This window comes from Phocaeicola fibrisolvens (assembly GCF_025567125.1).
GTDB classification, from domain to species: domain Bacteria; phylum Bacteroidota; class Bacteroidia; order Bacteroidales; family Bacteroidaceae; genus Phocaeicola; species Phocaeicola fibrisolvens.
The window spans coordinates 1-20848 of the sequence record NZ_JAOQJI010000045.1 but is presented as its reverse complement, the minus strand read 5'-3'; the positions used below and the strand labels follow the sequence as shown (position 1 = coordinate 20848).

17 protein-coding genes are annotated in these 20848 nt (G+C 47.0%); 13 read left to right on the top strand and 4 right to left on the bottom strand.

The window, feature by feature from the left end; genetic code table 11:
- The first annotated feature begins 126 nt into the window (after window positions 1-126).
- From trxB to OCV81_RS14625, 6 genes are all read left to right on the top strand, one after another.
- On the top strand, window positions 127-1074 hold the full coding sequence (gene trxB / locus OCV81_RS14650) for a thioredoxin-disulfide reductase (RefSeq protein WP_148330696.1): 948 nt from the start codon (window positions 127-129) through the stop codon (window positions 1072-1074).
- Window positions 1075-1102: 28 nt separating this feature from the next.
- Window positions 1103-3922, top strand: a complete 2820-nt coding sequence (locus OCV81_RS14645) for a M16 family metallopeptidase (RefSeq protein ID WP_148330695.1) — start codon at window positions 1103-1105, stop codon at window positions 3920-3922.
- Window positions 3923-3946: 24 nt separating this feature from the next.
- Window positions 3947-5440 carry a DUF5687 family protein gene (locus tag OCV81_RS14640; protein ID WP_262640383.1) on the top strand — a complete coding sequence of 498 codons (1494 nt, stop codon included), beginning with the start codon at window positions 3947-3949 and terminating at the stop codon, window positions 5438-5440.
- A gap of 34 nt (window positions 5441-5474) precedes the next feature.
- Complete coding sequence (locus OCV81_RS14635; RefSeq protein ID WP_148330693.1) at window positions 5475-6182, top strand: ABC transporter ATP-binding protein; 708 nt, start codon at window positions 5475-5477, stop codon at window positions 6180-6182.
- 89 nt (window positions 6183-6271) lie between these two features.
- On the top strand, window positions 6272-6805 hold the full coding sequence (locus tag OCV81_RS14630; RefSeq protein WP_022354573.1) for a C40 family peptidase: 534 nt from the start codon (window positions 6272-6274) through the stop codon (window positions 6803-6805).
- Window positions 6806-6818: 13 nt separating this feature from the next.
- The gene (locus OCV81_RS14625) at window positions 6819-7784 is read left to right on the top strand and encodes a DUF4858 domain-containing protein (protein ID WP_148330692.1); all 966 of its coding nucleotides are present in this window, start codon (window positions 6819-6821) and stop codon (window positions 7782-7784) included.
- Between the two features lie 9 nt (window positions 7785-7793).
- On the opposite strand, the gene OCV81_RS14620 is transcribed toward OCV81_RS14625, so the two are convergent.
- From OCV81_RS14620 to pnuC, 4 genes are all read right to left on the bottom strand, one after another.
- Window positions 7794-8168: a DMT family protein gene (locus OCV81_RS14620; RefSeq protein ID WP_022354575.1), complete on the bottom strand. Its 375-nt coding sequence runs from the start codon at window positions 8166-8168 to the stop codon at window positions 7794-7796.
- A 78-nt stretch (window positions 8169-8246) separates the two neighbouring features.
- A complete protein-coding gene (locus OCV81_RS14615; protein WP_148330691.1) occupies window positions 8247-8927 on the bottom strand; it encodes an MIP family channel protein in 681 nt (226 codons plus the stop codon).
- 151 nt (window positions 8928-9078) lie between these two features.
- Entirely contained in the window at window positions 9079-9717 is a 639-nt protein-coding gene (locus OCV81_RS14610) for a thiamine diphosphokinase (RefSeq protein ID WP_262640386.1), read from the bottom strand.
- A 58-nt stretch (window positions 9718-9775) separates the two neighbouring features.
- Window positions 9776-10372 carry a nicotinamide riboside transporter PnuC gene (gene pnuC, locus OCV81_RS14605; protein WP_148330689.1) on the bottom strand — a complete coding sequence of 199 codons (597 nt, stop codon included), beginning with the start codon at window positions 10370-10372 and terminating at the stop codon, window positions 9776-9778.
- A gap of 420 nt (window positions 10373-10792) precedes the next feature.
- Here pnuC and OCV81_RS14600 point away from each other — a divergent pair, with 420 nt between their 5' ends.
- The 7 genes from OCV81_RS14600 to pglX all read left to right on the top strand — a co-directional run bounded on the left by OCV81_RS14600 (window position 10793) and on the right by pglX (window position 20753).
- Window positions 10793-11515 (top strand): WGR domain-containing protein, encoded by a 723-nt coding sequence (locus OCV81_RS14600; RefSeq protein WP_148330688.1) that lies wholly within the window; start codon window positions 10793-10795, stop codon window positions 11513-11515.
- 525 nt (window positions 11516-12040) lie between these two features.
- On the top strand, window positions 12041-12667 hold the full coding sequence (locus OCV81_RS14595) for a BrxA family protein (protein WP_148330687.1): 627 nt from the start codon (window positions 12041-12043) through the stop codon (window positions 12665-12667).
- Window positions 12664-13275 (top strand): DUF1788 domain-containing protein, encoded by a 612-nt coding sequence (locus OCV81_RS14590; protein ID WP_148330686.1) that lies wholly within the window; start codon window positions 12664-12666, stop codon window positions 13273-13275. The genes OCV81_RS14595 and OCV81_RS14590 overlap by 4 nt, the downstream gene beginning before the upstream one ends.
- Before the next feature lie 3 nt (window positions 13276-13278).
- Window positions 13279-16866 carry a BREX system P-loop protein BrxC gene (brxC, locus tag OCV81_RS14585; protein WP_148330685.1) on the top strand — a complete coding sequence of 1196 codons (3588 nt, stop codon included), beginning with the start codon at window positions 13279-13281 and terminating at the stop codon, window positions 16864-16866.
- A 25-nt stretch (window positions 16867-16891) separates the two neighbouring features.
- The gene (locus OCV81_RS14580) at window positions 16892-17611 is read left to right on the top strand and encodes an AAA family ATPase (protein WP_148330684.1); all 720 of its coding nucleotides are present in this window, start codon (window positions 16892-16894) and stop codon (window positions 17609-17611) included.
- Window positions 17612-17619: 8 nt separating this feature from the next.
- The gene (locus OCV81_RS14575) at window positions 17620-18468 is read left to right on the top strand and encodes a DUF4435 domain-containing protein (RefSeq protein WP_148330683.1); all 849 of its coding nucleotides are present in this window, start codon (window positions 17620-17622) and stop codon (window positions 18466-18468) included.
- A gap of 23 nt (window positions 18469-18491) precedes the next feature.
- Window positions 18492-20753 carry a BREX-1 system adenine-specific DNA-methyltransferase PglX gene (pglX, locus tag OCV81_RS14570; protein ID WP_262640382.1) on the top strand — a complete coding sequence of 754 codons (2262 nt, stop codon included), beginning with the start codon at window positions 18492-18494 and terminating at the stop codon, window positions 20751-20753.
- The last annotated feature ends 95 nt before the right edge of the window (window positions 20754-20848 follow it).

Genomic DNA, 20848 nt, shown 5'->3' with positions numbered 1-20848 from the left:
GGACAAATATAAATGAATAAAGGATGCATATTTTCGAAAAATCCACAAGCGGTTGTAAGGATTATTCCAAAAAATATATATTTTTGCTCAACAATAACTCGATAAAGATAATTTTATTTCATTATTATGGCAACAGAACATGTAAAATGCCTGATTATCGGATCAGGACCTGCAGGATACACGGCAGCCATCTATACCAGCCGTGCCAATCTTTCTCCCGTATTGTACGAAGGTATCCAACCCGGCGGACAGCTGACCATCACGACCGAAGTGGAAAATTTCCCCGGCTATCCGGAAGGGGTGACTGGCCCCGTGCTGATGGACGACCTGAAGAAGCAGGCGGAACGCTTCGGAGCCGATATCCGTAGCGGAATTGTCACAAAAGCCGACCTGAGCAAGGCACCCTACACTTTCGTGGTAGACGATGAGAAAGAAATCACCGCCGATGCCGTCATTATCTCAACCGGTGCCACGGCCAAGTATCTGGGACTGGAAGACGAAAAGAAATACGCTGGCATGGGGGTAAGCGCATGTGCCACCTGCGACGGATTCTTCTACCGCAAGAAAACCGTAGCCGTAGTGGGCGGTGGCGACACAGCCTGCGAAGAAGCGGTTTATCTGGCAGGACTGGCCAGCAAGGTATATTTGGTAGTGCGCAAGCCTTATCTTCGGGCTTCTAAAATTATGCAGGAACGCGTGATGAATCATCCGCATATTACCGTATTGTTTGAACACAATGCCGTAGGATTGTTCGGTGAAAATGGCGTGGAAGGCATGCATGTGGTAAAACGTATGGGTGAACCCGACGAAGAACGCTACGACGTAGCCATCGACGGTTTCTTCCTGGCTATTGGTCACAAACCTAATTCCGAGATCTTCAAGCCGTGGGTAACCACCGACGAAACGGGTTACATTGTGACCGAAGGCAATACTCCCTGCACGGGTATTCCGGGTGTGTTTGCTGCCGGCGACGTAGCCGACCCGCATTACCGTCAGGCTATCACAGCTGCCGGAAGCGGATGCAAGGCTGCCATCGAAGCTGAACGTTACCTGTCGGCCAACGGACTTCTCTAATCTTATTCACATTTAATAAAAAATTACGATGAAAGTTTTTAAACTGAAAAGAACTGTAGCGGCAGTTATCTTGGTGGGAGGTGCCATGACGGCCTTCGCCCAGCAGATGCCGCCTATCCCTACCGATCCCAATGTGCGTATCGGTAAGTTAGACAACGGACTGACTTATTACATTCGTCACAATGAGTTGCCTAACAAGCAGGCTGATTTCTACATTGCCCAGAAGGTAGGTTCCATCCTGGAAGAAGATGACCAGCGCGGTCTGGCTCACTTCCTGGAACACATGTGTTTCAACGGAACCACACATTTCCCCGGCAATCTGCTTCGGGAATATCTGGAAAGCATCGGTGTGAAATTCGGTGCCAACCTGAACGCCTACACTTCAGTAGATGAAACCGTGTATAACATTAATAATGTACCGGTCGTCCGCGACGGAATCATCGACTCCTGTCTGCTGATTCTGCACGACTGGGCCAACGACCTGACCCTCGACCCGAAGGAAATCGACAAGGAACGTGGGGTGATTCATGAAGAGTGGCGTACCCGTTCAGGTGCCATGATGCGTATGTACGAAAAAGTATTCCCTGTTATCTACAAGGACAGCAAGTATGCGTATCGTCTGCCGATTGGTACCATGGAAGTAGTCGACAATTTCCCTTACCAGGCTTTGAGAGACTATTATGAAAAATGGTATCGTCCCGACCAGCAAGGTATCATTGTGGTAGGTGATATTAATGTGGACAGCATTGAAAACAAAATCAAGCGGATGTTCTCACCTATCGAGATGCCGGCCAATGCCGCTGAACGCAAATACTTCCCAGTGCCCGACAACGACGAACCGATTATCGCCGTAGCAAAAGATAAGGAACAGCAGGTACCTGTTGTGTATCTGATGCACAAGCACGATGCAGTGCCCAATGACCAGAAAAACAACATGGGTTATCTGGTGATGAACTACATGATTTCTTCTATTGAGAGCATGCTCAACAGCCGTCTGAATGAATTGACCCAGCAGGCCAATCCGCCGTTCATCGAAGCAGGTGTGAGTGATGGCGACTTTATCGTGGCCAAGACCAAGGATGCGTTCATGGCGTATGCAGCTGCCAAGGAAAACGGAATCCTTCTGACTACCGAAACACTGATGCGCGAACTGGAACGCGTACGTCAGTTCGGATTTACAGCCAGCGAATATGCCCGTGCCAAGGCGGATTATCTGCGTGGACTGGAATCTGCCTACAATGAGCGTAACAAACAGCGCAACAATGCATACGTAAATGAATACGTGCGCAACTTCATTGACAACGAACCGATTCCGGGTATCGAAAATGAATATGCCATCATGAACCAGGTGGTACCGAACATTCCGGTAGACGCCATCAACCAGGTCGTAAAACAGCTCATTACAGAAAAGAATGTGGTGCTCAGCGTGTTCTGCCCTGAAAAGGAAGGTATGAAATACCCGACGGAAGCTGAACTAAAGGCTGTTTTGGATAAGGTGAAAGCTGAAAAATTGACCGCTTATGTAGATAAAGTTTCCGACGAACCGCTGATGAAAGACAAACCACAGGCCGGAAAGGTAGTCAAGACAGAACAAGGTGTGTTCGGCTCTACTATCCTGACCCTGAGCAACGGTGTACGCGTCATTCTGAAGCCGACCGATTTCAAGGCCGACGAAGTACGTATGCAGGCCTTCAGTCCGGGTGGAACTTCTCTGTTCGACGACAAGGATGTACTGCAGTTTGCATTGATTAGTCAGATTGCTTCTTTGGGCGGACTGGGCAACTTCAACGCGGTAGACTTGGATAAGGTATTGGCCGGAAAGATGGCTTCTGCCAGCGCACAAGTCAACACTCTGACGGAAGGTTTGTCTGGTAGCTGTTCTCCGAAAGACCTCGAAACCATGCTTCAGCTGACTTACCTGCGTTTCACGGCGCCGCGTATGGATCAGGAAGCTTTCACTTCTTTCATTACTCGTAACAAAGCGGCTCTGGCCAACCAGGAAGCCAACCCGATGACTGCGTTCAGCGACTCTATCACCGTGGCACTCTACAACCATCATCCGCGTGCCTTGTCCATGAAGGCCGACATGCTCGACAAGATTGACTACAACAAGGTGATGGAACTGTACAAAGACCGTTTTGCCGACGCCAGCGACTTTACCTTCATTCTGGTAGGTAACATCGATGAAAAGGCAGCTACTCCGTTGATTGAAGAGTATCTGGGCTCTCTGCCGGCTACAAAACGCAACGAACACTTCCGCGACACCAAGATGGATATCCGCAAGGGTATGTACGAAAACAACTTCGTGAAAGAACTGGAAACTCCGAAGGCCAGCGTGCTGATGGTTTATTCCGGCGACTGCAAGTATGACATGAAGAACAAGCTGCAGATGAGCATGCTCGGACAGCTGCTTAACATGGTTTACCTGCGTACCGTACGTGAAGATGCCGGAGGAACTTACGGCGTAAGCTGCAGCGGAAGCCTGAGCAAGTATCCGAGCGAAGAAGGTGCCTTCCAGGTATACTTCGATACCGATCCGAACCGTCGTGAAGAAATGGTGAAACTCATCAACGAAGGCATTGAAGGATTCATTGCCAACGGTCCGGAAAGTGATGACCTGAGCAAGGTGAAGGAATACATGCTGAAGACCTACAAGCAGAACCAGAAAGAAAACGGTTACTGGATGGGTATCCTGAACACGTACTACTGGGAAAATCTGGATATGAATACTGGATACGAAGAAGCAGTGAACGCCATCACCGGCGACGACCTGAAAGCCTTTGCCAAGGCCTTCTTCGGACAGAAAAACGAAGTGGAAGTCAGCATGAGTTCTCCGGTAGAAAAATAAGGAAACAGAACAATTACTCCGCGTATGTTATTTACTGAAATACGGAGGATTCAAAAACTTGCTGCAAGGCGGAGTCCGATGTACGATCGGAACCGCTTTGCCAAGTTTCTGATTTATCTGTTTGTCGCATTTTGGGCAGCGTACCTCGTCTTAATCGGGGTTTCGCTGCCTTTTGTTTTTGAAAAGGGGTTTCCCGGAATGGAACCCTATGATGTGCTCAATGCCTACTTGCCGGGCATCCTGTTTTTTGATTTTCTGGTACGTTTCCTTTTCCCGACTCCTACGCAGGAAATCAAACCCTATCTCTTGTTGCCGGTCAGGAAACAACAACTGATTAATGTCCTGCTCGTGCAGGTGGGACTGAAGGCGTTCAATCTGTTCTGGCTCTTTTTATTTGTACCATTTGCAGCCATGACCGTGGTCCGTTTCTTCGGTATAGGCGGTGTCGTGTGCTATGCGGCAGGCATCTGGCTGCTGATGGTGGCCAACGCCTATTGGAGCGTACTGGTGCGTACGCTGCAACGCCGTCATACGGCTTGGGTGCTTCTCACTCTCGGGTTCTATGGCCTGCAATTACTGACAGAATTCCTATTTCCGGAAGGAGGTATCAGCAGTTTCTTCATCACATTGGGCGAGGCCTTTATGCAAGGCCGCGTACTGGCTTATCTGGGCGTACTGGTCGTGATTGCACTATTGGGCATCCTGAACAGCCGGGTGCAGATAGTTTGTATCTATAGCGAACTGAACCGTCGGGAAAAAGTGCCGCAAAGCAAACATGCCGGGCGCTACCGTTTCCTCGACCGTTTCGGACTGACGGGAGAATATATGAAACTGGAACTGAAGATGATATTCCGCAACAAGGCTCCCCGGAAGAATTTCCAGATGATGACCGTGGTCATCGTATTGTTTGCACTGAGCCTGCTGGGTCTCAGCCATGTCGGTGAGAAAGAATTTTTCGGCCTGCATCTGTATGTGGTGTATTGCTTTACGGGATACGCCATCAGTATCTTGTCGCGTATCATGGCCTATGAAGGTAACTACCTCGACGGACTGCTGATGCATCGTGATTCCCTGCTTTATCTGTTCCTGGGCAAATACTACGTGTATTGCCTGCTGCTGGTCATTCCGCTGGTGTGCATGCTGCCTGCGCTTATTTGGGGAGGTACCCCCGTCCTGCTGGTTTTCAGCCAGCTGGTCTACACGACCGGTGTCACCCTTCCGGTCATCATGCTGCTGGCCCTTGTGAACCGGAAGACCGCCCCGCTGGACGCTTCCCTCATGGGAAAAGGCCAGTGGAACTCTCCCTATCAGGCCTTAAGCGTAGCCTTTGCCTTTTTTATGCCGATAGCCCTCTGCCGCATCCTGTTCTTATGGATGGACCCCTCTACGGCCTATCTGGTCTGCGCCCTGCTGGGCCTGCCGGGCATCCTGCTTCATCCCCTTTGGTGCCGGGCGCTCTACCGGCGAGTATTTCGGAAGCGACATTCACTTCTGGAGAATCTGCGCGAAACGAGGTAACTTTTTATTTTGTAACCAATCACAATGAATCCTTATGGAAATCAAGATACAGAACTTGAAAAAAACGTACGGCAGCAAGACGGCCGTCGATATTCCCGACTACACCCTGCAAGCGCCCGAGATACTGGGCCTGATGGGCAACAACGGTGCCGGAAAGACCACGCTTTTCCGCCTGATGCTCGATTTGCTGAAGGCCGACAGCGGAAGCGTATGCCTGGATGGCATCGACGTATCACAAAGTGAAGACTGGAAATTGCGTGTGGGAGCCTATATGGACGAGAGTTTTCTGATAGATTACCTCACCCCCGAAGAATATTTCCAGTTTTGCGGGCACATATATGGGTTCGATGCCGCCACCCTTCATGAGCGCATCCATCGCTATGAACGTTTTCTAGGCGATGAAATCCTGAAAGAAAAGAAATACATCCGCAACCTTTCTGCCGGGAACAAGCAGAAGATGGGTATCGTCACCGCCCTGCTTCACAATCCGGAACTCGTCATTCTGGACGAGCCGTTCAACTTCCTCGACCCTACTTCACAGTCGCTGCTCAAGCACTTGCTCCAGCATTATTACGAGGAACATAAAGCCACCATCCTTGTGTCCAGCCACAACCTGAGCCACACCGTGGACCTCAGTACCCGTATTGTGCTACTGGAACAGGGGCACCTGCTTCGCGACCTTGACAATGCCGACGGTGCCGCAGGAAAAGAGCTGGAAGACTATTTCGAGGTGAAGGAATAAAATGAAACAATCTTCAACAGGTTCTAAAATACGCTAAGTACCTATCCAGGTAACGAAGATATTATGTACATTTGTTCAAAATAACCAATATGTACAAATACCGCTTCACTCGCTTTTCGGTGTGCATGCTAATTTTGGTGTGCACACTTTTGTTTTCATCGTGTGGCACCCGTGCTCCTCGTTACGATTTCCGCGAGCTGGCGCGTGCAGCTGTACGCTTGGAAATGGACATTGACGCCAACGACAACCACCGTCTTTACGTAGAAGCAGCCGACTGGATTGGCGTGCCCTACCGCCACGGAGGAAGTACCCACCGGGGAACAGACTGTTCGGGTTTCACGGCGGCGGTCTACAAGAAAGTGTACCACAAAAAACTGCAGCGTAACTCGGAAGCCCAACGGACGAAAGACTGCCACAAGGTGAGCAAACGCAAGTTGCAGGAAGGCGACCTAGTGTTCTTCCACGACGGACGCCGCAAGAAGACCGCCAACCACGTAGGCATCTACCTGAAAGACGGAAAATTCATCCACGCCAGCAGCAGCGCAGGCGTCATCGTCAGCCGGCTGGAAGAGCCCTACTACCGCAAATGCTGGATGCAGGGCGGACGAGTGAAAGGACTATAAATACGCACACGACATGGACTACGCATCACATTTATCCTCCAAACTGACTTTATTCCTATGTGCAGCCGGTATTCTTCCGGCCATGGCTCAGCAGCAGGAAAAAGAACTGCAGCTCAACATGGATGCCGTGAAAATGATTCAATTTGATTTCAATCCGACCAGCAAGCCGGAAAACAAGCCCCTGGAGGCTCCGCTCAACAAGAAATGGATGGACTTCAAGGTCGACCTGAAAGTGCCCCGCAGCCTGATTGATACCACCAAGGTGAAGAAACCCGAAGGCTACGTCCGCATGGAACCCTACACCATCTGGACCCGTTTCGGAGAAGACCCCGTGTACGATGTGCTGGTGACCGGACGTCCCAAGAAATGGGAAATCTCCTGGACCCTGAATCCCAACCAAGTCTACAGGGATGAAAACTATGGACGCAGTCTGATGCCTTCTCCGGGAAGAATGTATGAAAGTGTGGGAGGTTCTGCCGGGGTAGGAATCGGCATCGATGGACTCGATTTTATCGGTTTCCTCTACGATAATCTGTCTCCCCGCGGACGCATGCTGGCCCACAACCGCAAGCATGCCAACGCCTGGAAGACGTATGCCGACTACGTACCTACTGCTGCCGACAGCCTGAAGGTACCCAATTTCTACCGTTACACTGCTGCCCGCAAGGCCGACACCACCCGTACCGTACTCTCCTTCCAGCCAGCCTTTTCGGGGGCTCCTCTCCTGCCCGTCTATGCCACGCCCGACTCCGTCAAGGCCACCCAGTCGGCAGCGAAGCCAGATACCCTGGAAGTACAGAAAAAGAAAAACCCGCAACCAGCCCGGGAGGAGGATGCGGGAAACTTGTATGAGTACATTCGTCGGAAAGAAGCCGAAGACTCCATCCGGCGCAAAGAGTTCTTGCGGAAAGACCGAATCAGAAATAACCAGTACGATGTGCAGCGCGAAATCCAGCGTTTGCGCGACCAGCAGAACTGACCTCGCCGCTTATTTCTTGAACACGAAATACACAGCCAGAATCAGGCAGAAAAAGGCAGCCAGGTGATTCCATTTCAATTCCATCTTGAACGCAATCATGGAGAATATCGTGAAGACCGTCAGCGTAATCACTTCCTGAATCACTTTCAGCTGCATGATGTCGAAAGGTCCACCACTATCCTTGAAACCCAGTCGGTTGGCCGGTACCTGCAAACAATATTCAAAAAAGGCAATGGCCCAGCTGAACGCAATCACTCCGATGAGCGGCAGTGCGGCAAACCAGCTGAACTCCTCACGCATCTTCAAATGCCCGTACCAGGCAAACGTCATGAAGATGTTCGAAAAAATCAGTAAAACGATAGAATAAATTCCGTGCGATAGCATATCTTTTTCCTTTATTTAAAAACCGGCTGCAAAGATACGCTTTTTAAATGAAAAAGACATGCTATCGAGGATTCTTCTTTATTTCTCCGTGCGGAGGAACTTCCACACAAGAGCACTGAAAGCCGCTCCCACAAACGGAGCCACGATGAAAAGCCAGAGCTGTTCGATAGCCTGTCCGCCTTCCATCAAGGCCGGTCCGATGCTGCGGGCCGGATTCACGGAAGTACCCGTAATCGGAATACATACAATGTGAATCAGTATCAGCGTCAGTCCGATGGCCAGTCCCGCCAAGTTGCCGGCTCCCTTCTTCTCGTCCGTAGCCCCCAAGGCCACCAGCACAAAGATAAAGGTAAACACGGCTTCCGCCAGGAACGCCTGTCCCATGGCATCGGGTGCGAAACTGTTGGAGCCCGTCGCCGTAGGTCCCCCGTGCGCACCGGTCGATACCAGTAAGGTCAGAATCAGCGAACCGAGGATGGCGCCTACCACCTGAAAGAGCATGTACATCAGCGCCCGTTTAGTTTTCATACCTCCCGAGAGCCACACTCCCAGCGTGATGGCCGGATTGATGTGGCAACCGGATATGTTTCCGATGGTGTAAGCCATGGCGATGACAGAGAGTCCGAAAGCCATAGCCACTCCGATGGTTCCTACTCCGGCACCCACTGTGTCGGCTACTCCCCCGGCGAATACGGCGCTACCGCATCCCAGCAGTACAAGAACCATTGTTCCGATTAATTCTGCTACATACTTTTTCATAGGCATTACATTTAAAATCTACGATGTCGTAATTTAGTATTTTCTGGGGAGAAAAGCAAGAATGCTAATGATTTATTAACTTAAAACTCAACGGAAAAGAATGGTTCCCGAAAACGCCTTTGCGTTTCAGATAAAACGCTTCGGCGTTTTTTTACGCCTTTGGTTCATAAGTGCGATATACAAGGTAACGGCCCTTCGCTGAAATACAAAACTCACTGTCAATCACTTCATTAAGCGTTCCCTGCCACCAGCTCTGGAAGTCATACAGCGGATACCGTAATCCTTCGCTCCGCAACTGTACCGCATCCACATTGAATACAGATACCTGCTGGCGAGGGAATCCCGCAAACTTTTCCGTATCTGCGGCAGGCACAAACGACCCGTAGTCGGTCAGCATCGCCACCTCCAGCCCCATCTGCTGGTATTCCATGAGCAGGCTGATGTTTCCCAAGGTATGGTCTTCCCGCTTGCCCGTAGCCCCCACGAGAACCATCCGCCGGATACCCTTGGCAGCCAGAAAGATGACCGCTTTCGTCTGGTCGTTCGTCTCCTGCTCGGAGATGCGGTGTATCCGGTCGTGAAAACGCACCCGGTTCGTTTCCGAGAGCGAATCGCCGTCGCCCACTATCCAACCGGGCACCCGTCCGCTGTCCACTAATGCGTCTGCCCCTCCGTCGCAGCACACCACGCACGGCGAAGCGTCCAGCACGGCCAGCGGGAACGGATGAGAAGGGAAATCGCCGTTGCCCACCACTACCGCTTCGGGCATAAAAGGCAGGACGGCCCGCATCCTTTCCTCCTTTGATAAATACATGTTATATTCGTTGTGTTCCATGTAACTTGCTTCATTATTCGTTTTCAGTTTGGGGTTCGGTCTTCATTGCTGCCCACCATCTTCTCCATCCGAAAATGGCCACTACGGCATACACGCCGTAAAGCACCGCGGTGAAATACAATCCTTTATATACGTATAGTCCGCAGCACACCCAGTCGACCACCATCCATACTCCCCACTGTTCCACGTACTTGCGGGCCAGCATCCACATCCCTACCACACTCAGGGCCGTGGTGAAGCTGTCGGTCCAAGGCACATTGCTGTCGGTCCACTCAATCAGTATCCACGTGATGGCCAGCCAGCACACCGCAAACACGACCGTCAGGGGCAGATACACCTTGCGCGGCATGGAAGTGATGGGCAGTTCCGCTACTGGCTGCGCCGGGTCTGTCTTTCTCTTGCTTCGGCTCCAGGCCATCCAGCCGTACGCCGAAGCAAGCAGGTAGTAGACATTGATTCCGAAATCGGCATACAGTCCGGCCTGATAATATACCACCAGATAGATGGCCGGCATGATGATGGACACCGGCCACAAGTAGATGCTGGCGCGATACTCCAATGCCAGATAGACTAACCCCACGAGGGTTCCAAACAGTTCCAGGTAATTCATGGCGCAAAGATAAAGGAACTCGCCCGATTTCGGATAGATTCAGAAAAAATAATGTAAACCGGATATATGCCGGTTCTGAAAATACCCAGGGGTTAGCAATCAGTAAATGTTCCCGTTGGACTTCCCTCTCGTCCGTTTTTGTATTTTCCGCATTCGGAAGAAAGCTACAAAACTGAAGAACAAGATGATAGCTTTCTGTGAATATTATACACGCGACTTATCCGTGGGTAGAACAACTACAAAAAATGATTTTTTTCATGGAATAGATGACTCGTATTGTATTGGTTAGCAATAATTTTATATCTTTGTTTGCGAGCATATATGCCGCGTTATCAATAATAACAGATGCACTTTACTTGAAAAATAACTGCGTAATTTCGTTGTCAGCGTCATATTAGCAACAATTGAAACAGAAACAATATGAAAAGAGCCTTTGTATACAAAGATGAAAAATCCAACAAATTTTGGTGGATAGATTATAGTGATTGTAGTTTTGCTGTAAATTATGGAAAATACGGTAGCATAGGAAAATTTGAATTAAAGGAATTTGACACCACAGAAGACTGCCAAAAGGAAGCCGAGAAGTTAATCCGTTCAAAGATAAAAAAAGGATATGTGGAAGACGAAAACTTTAATTTCCTGAACCGGCTGTATATTGACAGTGAGGAATATGGTCTTAATCCCAAAACATCACATCCGAGATTTTCCGAACATTTTAACGACGAAATATATTATTCGGGAGGCGATGAAGATGCTCCGTTCGGAAGTGATGAAGGACATGATACGTTGATTTGCATATTTGAAGTCGTCAGGAAAAATCCCAATTTTGATTATTCCGCTTTCCCACGAAAGTTGATAGAACAAGATTGGGGTATGGAGTATATTCCTGTCGATACACTTGATGCCAACGAAGTGATGAAAATGGCAATGGATAAGGAAATGGATATGATTCAAAGTGATATGGTTACTTATGCTACCGCCTTTGCGCAAATAAAAATAACCGGTGCTATTTCATCTGAGTTAAAGGAACGTGGCATTAAAGCGATTAAAAGGTTGGCTTTGATTTATGGCGTGCCTTGGAATGAGAATGAAATTCAAAGAAAGATGGTAGAAGATCTTCAATCATTTAACTTTATTCTCTAAGCGTATGTCACTCACAGGTATCTATGCCACTTTACGGTGGAAAGCTGCAATACTCCTCTGAGATGTATGTGTCCGGTGAGAGTGCAGCCTTTTCATTCGGCCTTTTCAGAAAGTAATGTTTCCATTTCCAATGAGATAATCAAAAAACATCTTGTTACAAAAATTATCGTGAAAAGCGGGGAAACGACCGTTTGGAGGAGGATTTTTCTTGTCGGAAGGAATATTTTTGTATCTTTGAAAGTGATTGAACATATAGATTTTGATGGATGATCATTCTTAAGTAGAACTATAATTGCCATCGGTCGGGTGCGGAACGAATGAATAGAAGAATCTAGGAATACACTTTTTTAAGCGAATTGCCTTTTTAATCCTAGTCTCAGAATGATACCTCGAATAAAAACATTATTTTTGTTGAAATATATGACCTTATATATAAATATAGGGGAAACAAAATTTTGAATCGCCTTCAAGTCGTTTTGCAGAAGAGCAAACAACGAACGGATGGCTCAAACATGCTAACATAAAATGAATAAAAAAAACAGTCCATATACAGCAGCCATAACGGGGGGAGGTTTTCTATTTGAAGAAACCGTCACACTTCTACCTTTATTGCAAGCAACCAATAGCGACGAACTGCTGAATGAGGAGAAGGTGAACAACCATCTGTTGCAAATAAATGCTGAACGTTCACGTGCAAAAGCCATTCTTGAAATCAAACGCCGCTATGAAGCGATGCCGGCCTATTTCTGGAATGACTTCCTGGAAATGAATGATTCTGACAAGGTAGCCGCCCTTTTCTATGTGATCTTGAAGACCTATAAAATATGCTTTGATTTTCATGTCAATGTGACCATGAAAAAATGGAACAGCATTTCCAGAAGTGTAAAAAAAGAGGACCTCATGATGGAGTTAAATGAAATCTCAGCGAAAGATGAGTTTGTTGATTCCTGGAGTGACAATACCAAAGATCGGGTGGCAAGTGCTTATCTGACCATTCTCCGAAAAGTCGGTATGCTGGACCGGGAGAGCCATTTGAACGCACTCGGTTGCAGCAACTTCAGCTATTATTTGGCCAAAGGTGCATCCTGGTTTCTTGAAGCCTGTCTGTTGCAACCCTACGAAATAGAAAACATAAAGAAAACCCTATTATGACCCTAAAAGAGCTTGATGACAAACTGAACAGTCCCGGTTTTCAGGACCCGGAAAATGGAGACTTGTGTTATAATTTTTTTATTTACCAATATCCGGCAGACAAGGAATACGATATCCGCAGACAGATACAGGAGTTTAAAGCGAATCTTATCCGCCCCATCAACTATGTGGATGTGCTTACGTTGAACCTGTTTGAGGAGTTTTGTCACTTCTTGGACCAGAAGAAGTTCCTGCGTCATCCGTCCATGTTGAAATATTTGATGGAGAAAGAACAGCGCGATCCGTCTACTGCAAAAAATACACAGGATACGCTTACCCGTAACGCACATTCTCCAGAGTTTGTCCGGTTTATTCATCAACGTATCATTGACCATATCACCATTAAGGACCAGTATCGTCGCCCGTACGTTTTCATGTACGGTATCGGCAGTATGTATCCCTATTTGAGAGTCAATGAGTTTCTTGCTCTTTATGAAGATTACAACGAGACGGAGAAATATAAGATTATCGTGTTTTATCCAGGTCATCGTGACCAGAACTCTTTCCGGTTGTTTGACACCCTTCCCGATAATCATACCTACCGTGCTAAAATCTTAAATATTGAATAACCCATGAAACTGAAAGAACTATATAGCAAGCCCATCGACCGTGCAGTCAATCCTGCCGTAAGTGCCACCAAGTTTGACCCGGAAACAGAACGTGTGGAAATACAGGAATACGTGTTCACCGATGAGATTATCAACGGCCTTTTCCGTATTCTCGATGCGGTAAAGAATAACCGGCCATACGACCACGTAGGTATCTGGATTGACGGTTACTACGGATCAGGAAAATCTCATTTTTTGAAATACCTTGACTATTGCATCACTCCGTCTACCCGTGACGAAGCTTTTTCCCGTTTACTGGAAGCTGTCAAGGCCATCGACCCCCTTGATGAAAAGCATAATCTGGGGTTCGACTATGAACAGCTGGCATCCATAGCCAACTGGATGAAGCGTGCCACCATCGATACTTGCATTTTCAATCTGGAAACCAGTTACGACAACTCCACCGACAAAAAGAAGGCTTTCCTTCATGTCTTCTGGAACGAGTTCAATGGCAAACGTGGCTTTAATAAGTTCAACATTACGCTAGCCCAGAATCTGGAAAAGCCCTTGGAAGAAAAAGGTGTGTTTGAGGCTTTCAAGCAACGCATTGCCGAAGAAGGTGGCGATTGGAATGATCCGGGTATGGCAGCCGATTTGATTGATAATGAACTCGATTGGGTGCTTGGCATCGCCAAAGAACTGGCCCCTACACTCTCTGTCGATAGTATCCGCGAACGTATCATCAAGCGTGACACGAACATGAGCATCGACCGTTTTGGTTTGGAACTGGCGACTTATTTGAAAGACAAAGGCGATGACTACCGCTTGATTTTCCTTGCCGATGAAGTTTCACAGTTCATCAACAAGGAACGCGACCGTTATCTCAACCTTCAGGAAATCATCACAAAACTGTCCGAAGCATGTGACAACAAAGTCTGGGTAGCTTGTACCGCACAGCAAGACCTTTCGGAGATTATGGACGATTGCCATATAGCCGAAGAGAAAGACAAAGAAGGTAAAATCAAGGGGCGTTTCGAAGTAAAAGTGTCGCTCAAGGGAACACAACCGGAAGTAATTACGCAGAAGCGTATCCTCGACAAGAAGGAAGAAGTAAAGCCTGTGCTGGCTGACTTATACAATAAATATAGAGCCGGTTTTGACCTTCAGTTCAAACTTCCTAATTCATACAGCAGTTATGATTCTCAGGAAGATTTTGTAGACTACTACCCTTTTGTGCCTTATCAGTTCAAATTGATTATGCAGGTATTCAACTCTTTCCTGAATTTAGGCTATGTAGCCAAAGAAGTAAAGGGAAATGAGCGAAGCATCATCAAGGTGATTCACTCTACAGCCAAAGCCAATGCCGAGGCTGAGTTGGGTAAGTTCATTTCTTTTGATGAACTCTATAACAACATGTTCGAGGAAGGCTTGCAGGCTCGTGGACAGAAGGCCGTGGACAATGCCCTCCGCATGGCACGCACTTACCAGACAGACAAGCCCGAAAAGACCCGTCTGGCTGTTCGTGTGGCCAACGTACTCTTCATGATTTGCAATATTTCGCAGACCGACCAGTTACTTTTCCCGGCTACCGTGGATAATGTGACTTCACTTCTGGTAAACAATATGGAAACGCCCCGTCTAACCATCAAGAATGAGGTGGAGAAAATTGTGGAGTTTCTTTGCGATAACAACATCATCCGCCGCGAGCAAGGCAAGCAGGGCGCACCAGACACGTTCACTTTCTACAGCGAGGAAGAGATGAAGGTGGCACAACTCATTCAAAGCCAGGTGGTGGACAACAATACACAGGCCGAGCAGCTGAAGGATATTTTCAATAAATATATCACAGCCCTCCGTAATAAGGAGCAATACAAAACCCGCAGCTTTTCGGTAGGGCTGACCATCAAACAACGTACTTTCCTGAGCAACAATCCGGATGTGATGGTGGAATTTGTGATGGACCCGGACTATGATACCGCCGAGCAACTTGCCTTGCAAAATAGTAATGCCAACCGGATGGTCTATTATGTAGGCCCGCAGTATCGTGAGAACAGACGTTTATACAACGCCTTCTACTGGTACTGTCAGGCGGAACGCTACATGGCTACCCCTGTTCCCAACGAGGACAATGCCAACACCCGCAAAGAATTTGCCAAACGGGCTGAGGAACTCTACGAAGGACTTATCAAAAAAGAATTTGAGAAGATTCTTGACACTTGCCCCATTGTTTCGGGACTGAGTGTGATTGACGAAACGGAACTGGGACAAAAGAAAGGAAACGACCGTTACCGTGCAGCCATCGAGAAACATCTGGCAGGAATTTACACGAAAGCAAACCTGGTGGATTCTCCAAACATTCCCCGTACTACGGAACAGTTGAAGAAGGCCATTCTGCGCAATATTGAAGCAGGGGAATATGAAGGCATGAACGCTGCTCTTACTGATGCAGAACACGAAGTGGAAATCTACCTGAACAAGCAGTTTGCAGAGGTGAACGTATCGGATGTGCTTGCCAAGTTCTCAAAAGCGCCATACGGATGGGACAATATCTGTACCCTCTATGTCATCAATGAACTGGTACGTCGTCACAACCGCGACTATTCTTATGCGAACAATCCGAACGTAGAAATAACGACTGTAGCCAACCGCATTGTGAACGAAAGCAACAAGTTTACACTCCGTCAGGCACAAGTTATTTCGCCACAGGTCATTCAGAATTTCATTGCAGCCTGGAAAGATATATTTGGCATATCTTCCGCTCCATCCACTACCGACAGCACCCAACTGTTCCGTGCTTGCCGTGACATGGAAAGTGAGCGCAGTCTTGCCAGATTAGTCAAAGGTTATAAGGATATCGAACAACAGATAATCACCTATCCTTTTTCCGGGCCAATCCGCCAGGCTGTTGAACTCTTTGAATCATGGCTTGATGAGCGTGATCCGTTGAAATTCTTCAACCTTCTCATCGCGTCAAAGGATGAAGCCAAGACTCTTACCGACAAATGCAAGGAAGTGGTGCAATTCACGCACGACCAGCTTTCTACCTACAAACAGCTCATTCAGTTTGCAGATGACAATATCTACAACTTCCCGTTTGTACCTATGGAGCAGCAGGGAGCTGTCGGTGAATTCTGTAAAGTGAAGGAGGACCCATGGCCTATCGGAAAGACATTCCGTAACTACATCAAGCTGATGAACCAGCTTTCAGAAATCTTGGATGATGTACGAAACCGTTTGCGTGAGAAAATCAAAGCGGCCTACAATGATATATTCGACTATCTCAAGCAGGTGGCAGAGCAGCAACATGTGCCTGTGAGTGTATTGTCCGACCGTGAAGCGACGATTCAACTTAAGACCTCTCCGACCAATATTCTGGTGTTGCAGAACAATGTCAATACCGATGCCTTCTATCAGGAACAGGTAGAGAGAATCATGTCGTATACTCCTCCAACATTACCGGAACAGGAAAAGAGAATCCGTCAGGCCTCACTGCAGACCAAGACCCAACTGCCTATTACGAATGCAGAAGACATCGAACGCTATCTGGACGGACTGCGTCAGCAATTGGAGCGTCTGCTTGTCGACCACGATGGAGTAATGATTATCAAATAACAGCAATCCTAAAACCTTAGAATATATGTCACTGTCAAGAATATCGGAAGTAAATATCGACCTTTGGAATAAACAGAAGGTCCAGTTCCCGGCCCATCCCGATGTCAACATTATAATGGGGGTAAATGGAAGTGGGAAAACCACGTTTCTGAAAAACCTCTACGAGTCACTGGTGGCGGATAACCATGGACAAAGTGAATACATTGTTTATCTGCCTTCCATTGATAATATTGCCATGCGAGATAAGCGGAAAACAGCTACGGCATTAGCGCAAGATTTGGAGTATTTCATCTATGACATGAAAACCGGTCCTTCACTGATGAATCTTCGTATGTCCATGATAGACAGTTCTGCTGAGAAACAGGAAGAATTAAAAGCACAGATTGCTGATTTTCAGAAAACAGTCAACGGCTTGTTCGCTTTAACCCGCAAACGGATAGAGATAGAGGGAAGCAAATTTTCTGTGATTACTGATAACGGTACGCTACCCGTGGGAGCGCTTTCTTCCGGAGAGATGCAGGTACTGCTGATTCTGCTCCGTGTATTTTTATTGGGCAAACGTGAATCTATCGTTCTGATAGACGAGCCGGAAAACTCACTGGATATAGACTGGCAGTTTGAACTCATCAACCTGTTGGTTCGTTTCAATCCCAACGCTCAGTTTTTCATTACGACTCATTCCCCTGCCCTGTTCGGAGATGGATGGGGAGATAAAGTCTGGTATATGGAACAAATCACAAAGTAACACGGCGTATGGAAGGAATCAATTGGATAGAGAAACAAGCCAAGTTTTATCGGAATCTTGCCCTGACAGGACGTTATCAAGCCGTGATACATCTGGAAGACGAGGAAGATGAGACATTTTGGGACTATCAACTTCAAACCATTAAGCCGGGACGTTACCGCTACCTGTATTTCAGCAAAAGTGATGACGGTAAAGACACCCGCGGATGTGAGCAATGTCTGAAATTCAGACCTTACCTTACTGCGCGTTTCTTTATCTGCATAGACAGTGATTTGCGTTTGTTAAGAGGTGAGACTGAATTTTCAGCAAAGAATTTCATTGCTCAGACCTATGCCTATTCGTGGGAGAATCACTTATGCGAAGCCTCTCATCTCAATGAACGCATGAAGCTGATACAACCTGAAACTGATTTTGACATGCAGGCTTTTCTTACGTCGTTTTCGAGAATCGTTTATAAGCCGTTGTTGTATCTGATTCGGTACGGGGCAGACAGCCGTCTCAATCAGTTGTGGAATGTATCGAAATTCAATGCCTGTATTCCTCTGCAACCTAAACGTGCTGATTTAGCAGATAACGGCAAAGCATATCTGAAAACCGTTCAGTCCCTGTTTGAAGCCGCAACAGGTGGACTGACAGAAGAACCGGCCAATCCAAATGGAATTTTAATTCCGGAAAATGCCTACTTGCACATTCAAGGTCACCAACTGTATAAGCTGATACTGCACATCGGGACCCTGCTGTGCAAAGGAACGGGCATTGCTTTCAGGACAGACATTCTTGATAAAGGATTGCATACCACAGGATATGATGAAATTGAAATGTTACAGAATGACTTGAAAGCTATTTGGGATAATTAGCTCAAAAAGATAACGAAAGATATATGGACACCAATAAGATTAAACGCTTCGCCACCGAAGCACGCAACATATTGAAAACCGGCATCGCTGCCAAGATTATGACCCTTGGTTTCGACCGGAAAGGGAATGTGGCCGAAGAACACCGACCGCAACTTATGCAGGGAGGTACACTTTGGAACGGAAAATTATATACAGAAGGATTCTACCATCAGTGGATGTCCCTCTTCAATCGTGTACAGCAGAAAGGTATCAATGAAGTGTACGAAGAAGCTGCCTATACCTGGTTCAACCGGCTGTGTGCCATTCGCATCTTGCAGAAGAACAATCTCTGTTCTCCTGTACTCCAGTATGCCGATGCCGCACGTACACCGGTTATTGTGGACCAAGCCCGCCAAGGCCACCTTCCTCCGATGAAAGAAGATCTTCGTCAGCGCGTCATAGAGTTACTTGACGATGACACGAAGGTAACCGAACAGTTTGCCCTGCTCATAACCGCGTGGTGTCATGACAATCCCATCATCAACCAGTGTTTCGGCTCTATGGCCGACTATACCGAGCTGCTTCTGCCGAACAATATTCTGACAGAAGGTGGCTTTGTGGACATGCTCAATCATACGGAATTCATTACTGATGAGGATTTTCAATCACCGGAACTGATAGGCTGGCTTTACCAGTTCTATATCTCAGAACGTAAGGATGAAGTATTTGCCAAGAAAGGCAAGTTCGAGGCAGACGAGATTCCTGCCGCTACGCAAATATTTACCCCTAACTGGATTGTGAAGTATATGGTGCAGAATACGGTGGGCCGTATCTACCTCGACAACAATCCATACGAAACGGCGTTACAGAAGAAATGGCAATACCTGGTAGAACCTTCTGAAAATACCCCGGCAGAAAACATTTTAAGATACGAGGAACTGACTGACTTGAAAGTAGCCGATTTAGCCTGTGGTTCAGGCCATATTCTGAATGAGTGTTTTGATTTGCTCTACGATCTTTATATTGCCGAAGGCTATGGCCGTGGAGAAGCCATAGAGAATATCTTTAAGCATAACTTGACCGGAATAGACATTGACAATCGTGCCAAGCAATTAACCACTTTTGCCCTCTTGCTGAAAGCTTGCCAGAAGGATGTTTCATTTGCCGACGCTCATTGCTTGCCTCATGTATTGGCCATGCCGAAGCCTTGGAATGAAGAAAAGAATGGGCTGGTCAGAGAATTCCTTCCTCATTTCTTTTTGGGACAGGAAGATCAGACTCACGTCAATGAACTCATCGCTTGCTTCGACTTGATGCAGCACGCGGATTCGTTAGGCTCTATCATGAAATTTGAGCTTAGCGATAGTACCCGGCTGCTGGTGAAACAGACGGTAGAATATTGGCACAATCAGGACTTTATACCGGAGGCTATTCGTACCCAACTTTCTGCATTTGAACTGATTCTGGCCTTGACGGAAAAGTATCATGCATTGGTGATGAATCCGCCTTATATGGGTGCAGGTAGTATGAATGAGGTGCTGAGCAAGTATGTAAAGAAAAACTACGAAGAGGGGAAAGCCGATTTATTCTCCACATTTATGATGTTGTCTATAGACCGACTTGTAGCTAATGGAAAATATGGCATGATTAATATGCAAAGCTGGATGTTCCTCTCTTCGTTCGAAAAACTTCGTAATACTTTGCTTAATAATTATCATATTGAAAATATGCTTCACTTGGGACCTCGAACATTTGATGAATTGAGTGGTGAAGTAGTTCAGAATACGGCATTCGTAATTGCCAAGCATAAATCTGATGAAGGTGGCGTTTATTTCCGGCTGGTTGATGGCAAGAATTGTACTGATAAGAAAGATATGTTCCTGCGAGCATTAAGGGAACATACCTCTAAGGTATATTACCAAAATGTATTTCAATCTAACTTCGAGAAAATTCCGGGATGCCCTATTGGATATTGGGCTTCACCCAATATTTTAAGAATATTTACATCAAATCTCGCATTGTCAGCAGTTTGCAGCCCAACACAGGGGCTAGCAACTGCTGACAATGCGAGATTTCTCCGCCTTTGGTTTGAGGTCAGCCGAAGCCTATGCGGCTTCGGCTTCGAAAATGCCGCGTCAGCGGCTCGATCCGGGCTAAAATGGTTCCCATGTAACAAAGGCGGAGGATTTAGAAAGTGGTATGGTAATCAGGACTATATTATTAATTGGGAAAATGATGGATATGAGATAAAAAACTTTTACGATGAAAAAGGCAAACAACGTTCAGTAATTAGAAATCCTAAATAACGTGAGTTCGAAATAGTAATAAATATATTTCAGTGATAATTAGAAACATAGCGATAAAAGTATTAAATTTATAGTGCTGAATTATAAGATTTAAA

What these genes read in the sequence shown, in the direction of transcription:
- trxB (WP_148330696.1), top strand. Translation starts at nt 127, where the DNA reads ATGGCAACAGAACATGTAAAATGCCTGATTATCGGATCAGGACCTGCA.
- OCV81_RS14645 (WP_148330695.1), top strand. Translation starts at nt 1,103, where the DNA reads ATGAAAGTTTTTAAACTGAAAAGAACTGTAGCGGCAGTTATCTTGGTG.
- OCV81_RS14640 (WP_262640383.1), top strand. Translation starts at nt 3,947, where the DNA reads ATGTTATTTACTGAAATACGGAGGATTCAAAAACTTGCTGCAAGGCGG.
- OCV81_RS14635 (WP_148330693.1), top strand. Translation starts at nt 5,475, where the DNA reads ATGGAAATCAAGATACAGAACTTGAAAAAAACGTACGGCAGCAAGACG.
- OCV81_RS14630 (WP_022354573.1), top strand. Translation starts at nt 6,272, where the DNA reads ATGTACAAATACCGCTTCACTCGCTTTTCGGTGTGCATGCTAATTTTG.
- OCV81_RS14625 (WP_148330692.1), top strand. Translation starts at nt 6,819, where the DNA reads ATGGACTACGCATCACATTTATCCTCCAAACTGACTTTATTCCTATGT.
- OCV81_RS14620 (WP_022354575.1), bottom strand. Translation starts at nt 8,168, where the DNA reads ATGCTATCGCACGGAATTTATTCTATCGTTTTACTGATTTTTTCGAAC.
- OCV81_RS14615 (WP_148330691.1), bottom strand. Translation starts at nt 8,927, where the DNA reads ATGAAAAAGTATGTAGCAGAATTAATCGGAACAATGGTTCTTGTACTG.
- OCV81_RS14610 (WP_262640386.1), bottom strand. Translation starts at nt 9,717, where the DNA reads ATGCGGGCCGTCCTGCCTTTTATGCCCGAAGCGGTAGTGGTGGGCAAC.
- pnuC (WP_148330689.1), bottom strand. Translation starts at nt 10,372, where the DNA reads ATGAATTACCTGGAACTGTTTGGAACCCTCGTGGGGTTAGTCTATCTG.
- OCV81_RS14600 (WP_148330688.1), top strand. Translation starts at nt 10,793, where the DNA reads ATGAAAAGAGCCTTTGTATACAAAGATGAAAAATCCAACAAATTTTGG.
- OCV81_RS14595 (WP_148330687.1), top strand. Translation starts at nt 12,041, where the DNA reads ATGAATAAAAAAAACAGTCCATATACAGCAGCCATAACGGGGGGAGGT.
- OCV81_RS14590 (WP_148330686.1), top strand. Translation starts at nt 12,664, where the DNA reads ATGACCCTAAAAGAGCTTGATGACAAACTGAACAGTCCCGGTTTTCAG.
- brxC (WP_148330685.1), top strand. Translation starts at nt 13,279, where the DNA reads ATGAAACTGAAAGAACTATATAGCAAGCCCATCGACCGTGCAGTCAAT.
- OCV81_RS14580 (WP_148330684.1), top strand. Translation starts at nt 16,892, where the DNA reads ATGTCACTGTCAAGAATATCGGAAGTAAATATCGACCTTTGGAATAAA.
- OCV81_RS14575 (WP_148330683.1), top strand. Translation starts at nt 17,620, where the DNA reads ATGGAAGGAATCAATTGGATAGAGAAACAAGCCAAGTTTTATCGGAAT.
- pglX (WP_262640382.1), top strand. Translation starts at nt 18,492, where the DNA reads ATGGACACCAATAAGATTAAACGCTTCGCCACCGAAGCACGCAACATA.